3 protein-coding genes and 1 pseudogene are annotated in these 5801 nt (G+C 63.7%); 3 read left to right on the top strand and 1 reads right to left on the bottom strand.

Features of this window, described 5'->3' with window-relative positions; all coding sequences use genetic code 11:
• Positions 1-360: 360 nt before the first annotated feature.
• The 3 genes from AB1I47_RS33160 to AB1I47_RS33170 all read left to right on the top strand — a co-directional run bounded on the left by AB1I47_RS33160 (position 361) and on the right by AB1I47_RS33170 (position 5410).
• Entirely contained in the window at positions 361-1650 is a 1290-nt protein-coding gene (locus AB1I47_RS33160) for a glycosyltransferase family 4 protein (protein ID WP_354687885.1), read from the top strand.
• A gap of 30 nt (positions 1651-1680) precedes the next feature.
• Positions 1681-2826 carry a 3-deoxy-7-phosphoheptulonate synthase gene (locus AB1I47_RS33165; RefSeq protein ID WP_354687886.1) on the top strand — a complete coding sequence of 382 codons (1146 nt, stop codon included), beginning with the start codon at positions 1681-1683 and terminating at the stop codon, positions 2824-2826.
• Between the two features lie 619 nt (positions 2827-3445).
• Positions 3446-5410: a cytochrome-c peroxidase gene (locus AB1I47_RS33170; RefSeq protein ID WP_354687887.1), complete on the top strand. Its 1965-nt coding sequence runs from the start codon at positions 3446-3448 to the stop codon at positions 5408-5410.
• A gap of 294 nt (positions 5411-5704) precedes the next feature.
• On the opposite strand, the pseudogene sdhB reads toward AB1I47_RS33170, so the two are convergent.
• Positions 5705-5801 (bottom strand): annotated as a pseudogene (sdhB, locus tag AB1I47_RS33175) (succinate dehydrogenase iron-sulfur subunit); the annotation flags it as partial.

A 5801-nucleotide genomic window follows, 5' to 3' on the forward strand; every position in this document is an offset into this window, starting at 1 on the left:
ACAATCCGAGAGAGCTTACAAGCCCACCCGCTATGTCATTGACCGTAAACGACTTTCTGCGGAGCGCCAGCCACCAGGAGTTGTGTGTAATGAGGTGGGTTCAGCCACGCTATGCGCTATCCAAAGGCGGCTGAGTTTGATCAAATGAACTCGGTCGGATTGAAAAATATACGAAGCCGAAGACGGCAAGGTATTTCATCATCCCGCCGTGACCATTGTGCGCCAACAAATGGTCGCGACCGGATGCGTTCTTGACGGGTTCGCATTGCCCTGGTGACCCACCGGACTGCTCCGGAGGAACCAGGCCGGACGACGCCTGCCGATGACATCCGCGCCAGTCTCCAACGACCGGGTCGATCAATGAAGCACGTCTGGATTCTCAATCACTATGCCCAGGAACCGGATAACGGCTCGGGCGGCACGAGACATTTTCATCTCGCGCAGCACCTGGCCTCGTCTGGCTGGCAGGCCACCGTCATCGCGGCCAATGCCGTCGGCAGCATAGAGCGGCCCCTGGAAGCGGGCGAATTGTCGCGGCTCGACAGTATTCGCGATGTGGCCTTCCTCTGGGTGCGCACGCCGCTTTACGAAGGCGACGGCGCCGGGCGCATCCTGAACATGCTGGCCTACAGTTGGCAAACATTGCGCCGGCGCACCACGCGCGTCCTCCCGCGCCCGGACGTGGTGATCGGGTCCAGCGTGCATCCCTTCGCCGCGGCGGCGGGCGCCTTGCTGGCGCGCCGCTTCAAGGTCCCCTTTGTGTTCGAGGTGCGCGACCTGTGGCCGCAGACACTGGTGGACATGGGCCGCTTGCGTGAATGGGACTGGCGCACCTGGGCACTGCGCAAGCTGGAGGCGTGGCTGTACCGGCGTGCCGCTCGCATCGTCGTGCTGTTGCCACACGCGTCGGAGTACATCACGCCGCTCGGCATCCCGAAGGAGCGCATTACCTGGATTCCCAATGGCGTGGACCTGTCGCTGTTCCCGCCAACGCCCGCGCGCACCGCGGAGGCGTCCGGGCGTTTCACGCTGATGTATTTCGGCTCCCACGGGCAGGCCAACGGCCTGGACAACGTGCTGCAGGCGATGAAGCTGGTGCAGCAGCGGCCGGAGGGGCGGCACATCATGCTGCGCATGGTGGGGGATGGCTTGCTGAAGTCCGCATTGATGGCGCAGGCGCAGCGGCTCGGCCTGGACAACGTCAGCTTCGAGCCCCCGGTGCCGAAGCGCCGCATCCCGGCCTTGGCAATGGAGGCGGACGCCTTTGTCATCGCCGTGCGCGACCTGCCGCAGCTGTACCGGTACGGCATCAGCATGAACAAGCTGTTCGATTACCTGGCGGCGGCACGCCCCGTCGTCATCGCTTCCAATGCCGCCAACAATCCGGTGGCCGAGTCGGCGGCGGGACTGACGGTGGCCGCGGAGCAGCCCGAGGCGCTGGCCGACGCCATCCTCAGCATCGCCGCAGCGCCGCTCGAAACGCGCCTGCGGATGGGGCGCGCGGGGCGGGAGTATGTCGAACGCAACCATAGCTTCCAGCATCTGGCGCAGTGCCTGGCTACCGTACTCGACGAAGCATGCGCAGCCAGGCCGACCAGGTTGTCTCGCACCGCCGCGGCGGGGGAGCGGGCCGCGCATGGATTAAAGTAGCGGCATCCGAACCTTGCGCAGGAGCCAGCCATGAACGGTCCCCAGAAATCCCCGCCCGCCATTGCCGAGGGCTGGCAGGCGCCGCCTGACCGCACCGGCGTGACCGACGACGCCCGCGTCGACGACATCATTCCACTGCCCCCGCCGGAGCACCTGATCCGCTTCTTCCCCATCCGCAACACGCCGGTCGAATCTCTGGTCACCCAGACGCGCCAGCGCATCGCGCGCATGCTGCACGGCCACGACGACCGGCTGCTGGTGATCATGGGACCGTGCTCGATCCACGACCCGCACGCCGCCCTGGAGTACGCGCAGCGGTTGATGGCGCAGCGGCAGCACTACGCCGGGTCGCTTGAGATCGTGATGCGTGTGTACTTCGAGAAGCCGCGTACCACCGTGGGCTGGAAAGGGCTGATCAACGACCCTTACCTGGACGAGAGCTTTCGCATCGACGAAGGCCTGCGTATTGCGCGCAGCCTGCTGGTTGACATCAACCGCCTTGGCTTGCCGGCGGCCGGCGAGTTCCTGGACGTGATCTCGCCGCAGTACATCGGCGACCTGATCTGCTGGGGAGCAATCGGTGCCCGCACCACCGAGAGCCAGGTACACCGCGAGCTGGCTTCCGGCATCTCCGCGCCGATCGGCTTCAAGAATGGCACTGACGGCAATATCCGGATTGCCATCGACGCCATCCAGGCCGCATCGCGTCCGCACCACTTCCTCGGGGTGCACAAGAACGGGCAGGTGGCGACGGTACACACCCGGGGCAACCCGGACTGCCATGTCATCCTGCGCGGCGGCAAGGCCCCGAACTACGATGCGGAGTCCGTGGCGAGCGCCTGCCGGGAACTGGAAGCGGCCGGGCTCGGCAACGCGCTGATGGTGGATTTCAGCCACGCCAACAGCAGCAAGCAGCACCAGCGGCAGATCGACGTGGCGCGCGACGTGGCGCAACAGATAAGTAGCGGCAACCGATCCATCTTCGGGGTCATGGTCGAGAGCAATCTGCTCCCCGGCGCGCAGAAGTTCACCCCGGGCCAGCACAGTCCGTCCGCACTGACATACGGACAGAGCATCACCGATGCCTGCATCGGCTGGGACGATTCGGTGGCGGTGCTCGACATGCTTGACGAGGCGGTCAGGGTAAGGCGTCGATCAGGATTCACCGCGGGGTAGCGCACGCCGGATTCGTTGGCGCTGAACCGGCATTCGATTCCCGCCATCGATTACGTTGCTCTGTTCCACTGCGAACGGGCAAGCGATCGTGCATCGCAGGGCAATTCGCCCTCTCATTGTTGGGCAGACGAGCCTCCAGGCAGGACCCTTTGGGTCCGGCAACTGGGGGCTCGTCGCTTTGTGCATTGACGAGAGAGCATGGCCCGGGGACCTATGTGCGATATCTCACATAGCCGGCTCATGTGGCCCCCTGCCGCAGCTTACATATGAGTGGAAGTGGTTCCTGCAGGTTCTCCTGCAAGGCATCCGCCCAAGCGTGCGGGGGCCCATAGCATCCTGGCGCAAAGCGATGCCGTGGCGACGGGAACCATGCCAATGCCGCTCAAACGCATGTGCCGCGGCGCGTACGGTCCAGGTGAACGATATGCCCAACAACAACAGCTTCAGCCACGCTTGTGATTCCAACCCCGACCCGGCGCAGCCGCAATCCCGCGCTGATGCCCCCGGGTCCCGTGATTGCCCGCCGTCAGGCATCGATGGCATAGGCGCCACTCGCAGGGGCGGCGGGTCATGGCGACGACAAAGGCAGCGCGGTCAGGCATCGGTCAAGGCGATGCTCATGGCCGCGATCCTGGTCCTCATCGTGGCAGCGGGCCTGACCTGGCGCGCACTGCAAGCGCAAGTGGTAGATCCATTGGCGGGTCTGAAGTCGCTCAAGACCGTTGCGGTTCCGGGTCCGCCTGCCGACGTCCTCGACCAGTTCGTCAAGGACAAGGCGGCCGCCATCCAGCTCGGCAAGGCGCTGTTCTGGGACATGAAAGTGGGCAGCGACAACAAGACCGCTTGCGCAAGCTGCCACTTCCATGCCGGTGTCGACAACCGCATCACCAACACGCTCTCTCCGGGCCTGCTGGGCGGCGACAAGACCTTCCAGCTGGGCCAGCCAAACTACACCCTGAAGCCGGAAGATCTTCCGTTCACCAAACACGTGGACGTGAACCAGGCCCAGCCGCAACTCTCGAATGTCAATGAGGTTGCCGGCTCGCAGGGAGTATTCACCCGTAACTTCGTTGAATTCGGCACGGGCACCAGCGGTGATACCTGCGCCTATGTTTCCGACGACATCTTCCACGGCGGCACGGGTTACAACATCAACGGCGTCAACACGCGGCAAGTGACCGGGCGCAATACTCCGTCTGTGATCAATGCGGTATTCAATTTCCGCAACTTCTGGGATGGGCGCGCCAACAACATGTACAACGGCGGCGATCCGTTTGGCATGAGGAATCCCAATGCCCTGGTGTGGAAGCTTGAGGGTGGCGTTCTCAGGCAAATTCAGCTGGCCATTCCAGGCGCATCCCTGGCGTCGCAAAGTGACGGGCCGCCCCTGAGCGCGGTCGAGATGAGTTGCGCGGGCCGGTCATTCATGAAACTCGGCAAGAAGCTGCTTGGCCAGCCGCCGTTAGCCGGCCAGACCATCGCGGCGGACGACAGCGTACTTGCCCCCCTGGCGGCACAGCGCAACAAGAAGCCGATCCCGACTTACGCTGAGCTGGTCAAGCAGGCATTCCGCCCCGAATACTGGGCCTCGCCGACGCTGATCCGCATGTCGGCTGCCGATGAGGCGAAATTCGGCTCGATGGATTTGACTCCCGTCCGCCAGTCCAAGCGCAGCACCGTGAAGTTCGAGGTAAGCCAGATGGAGGCCAACTTCGCGCTCTTTTTCGGCCTTGCCGTTCAGCTTTACGAGTCCACGCTGATTTCCAACGACGCGCCGGTCGACCGTTACCTCGAGGGCCAGACTGCAGCCTTGAATGAGCAGCAGTTACGCGGCGCCAGAGTCTTTTCCGGTGCAGGACGTTGCGCCCGCTGCCACGCAGGCGCTGAATTCACGGCCGCCTCATTCTCCAGCGTGGTCAACCAGCGGCTCAGGCGGATGCCAATGGGGGATGGGCTGGAAGCTGTCTATGACAACGGCTTCTACAACATCGGCGTGCAACCCACCACGGAGGATCTTGGCGTAGGCGGCATCGATCCGTTCGGCAATCCGTTCTCCGAAACACGGATGGCGCAGCAGGGCAAGACCCATTTGCTGGGCAACGGCTTCGATACCACCAGGGAGACGCCAGTCGCCAGTAGCGATCGCGTGGCGGTTGACGGTGCCTTCAAGACCCCAGGTCTGCGCAATCTGGAGTTCACCGGTCCTTATTTCCATAACGGCGGCAAATCTACCCTGATGCAGGTGGTCGACTTCTATAACCGCGGCGGCGATTTTGCGGACGCCAACAGGGCGAATCTGGATCGGGGCATTGCGCCGCTCGGCCTGACGGAGGCGCAGAAACAGGACCTGGTGGCTTTCCTGCTAGCCCTGGGTGATGACCGCGTTCGCTATCGCAAAGCGCCGTTCGATCATCCCTCGCTCTGCTTCCCCCATGGGCATAAGGTCAGTTCTTCCGGCGCCTTGCTGCAGGACGGAAGCACCGGGAACGGCGTGGACTACACGGAATGCATCGGGGCGGTGGGGGCGGGTGGCGCCAGCAGCGGCCTCAAGCCGTTCCTCAACCTGGATCCGTTCCAACGTTAGTGGATGAGCCAGCGAGGAGGGCGCATGGGCCGTTGCTCGAACAGCGGCCCATGCGATAACCATCGCTAAGCTTGCGTGCGATCGCTTCGTTTGCGCACGGGCTGACCTTTATTCCAGCCCGGCGTGTAGCAGGCAAACCAGAGCTCGATCTGATTGACCCAACTCGCCTTCTCGCGGCCCTCGGTTCCGATTGCCGGCGCACCAGGGGGCGCGTTTCACACAAGCTGCGGGTAGGCGCAGGTCGTACGCGCGGCGATAACGCGCCGGTTCGGCGATCAGCTGGTACGTGGCCTGTCAAACCGCGCGGCGGACCATCAGCTCCTTGATCTTGCCGATGGCCTTGGTCGGGTTCAGTCCCTTCGGGCACACATCGACGCAGTTCATGATGCTG

The sequence above is a fragment of the Cupriavidus necator genome (genome assembly GCF_040578825.1).
GTDB lineage: Bacteria > Pseudomonadota > Gammaproteobacteria > Burkholderiales > Burkholderiaceae > Cupriavidus > Cupriavidus necator_E.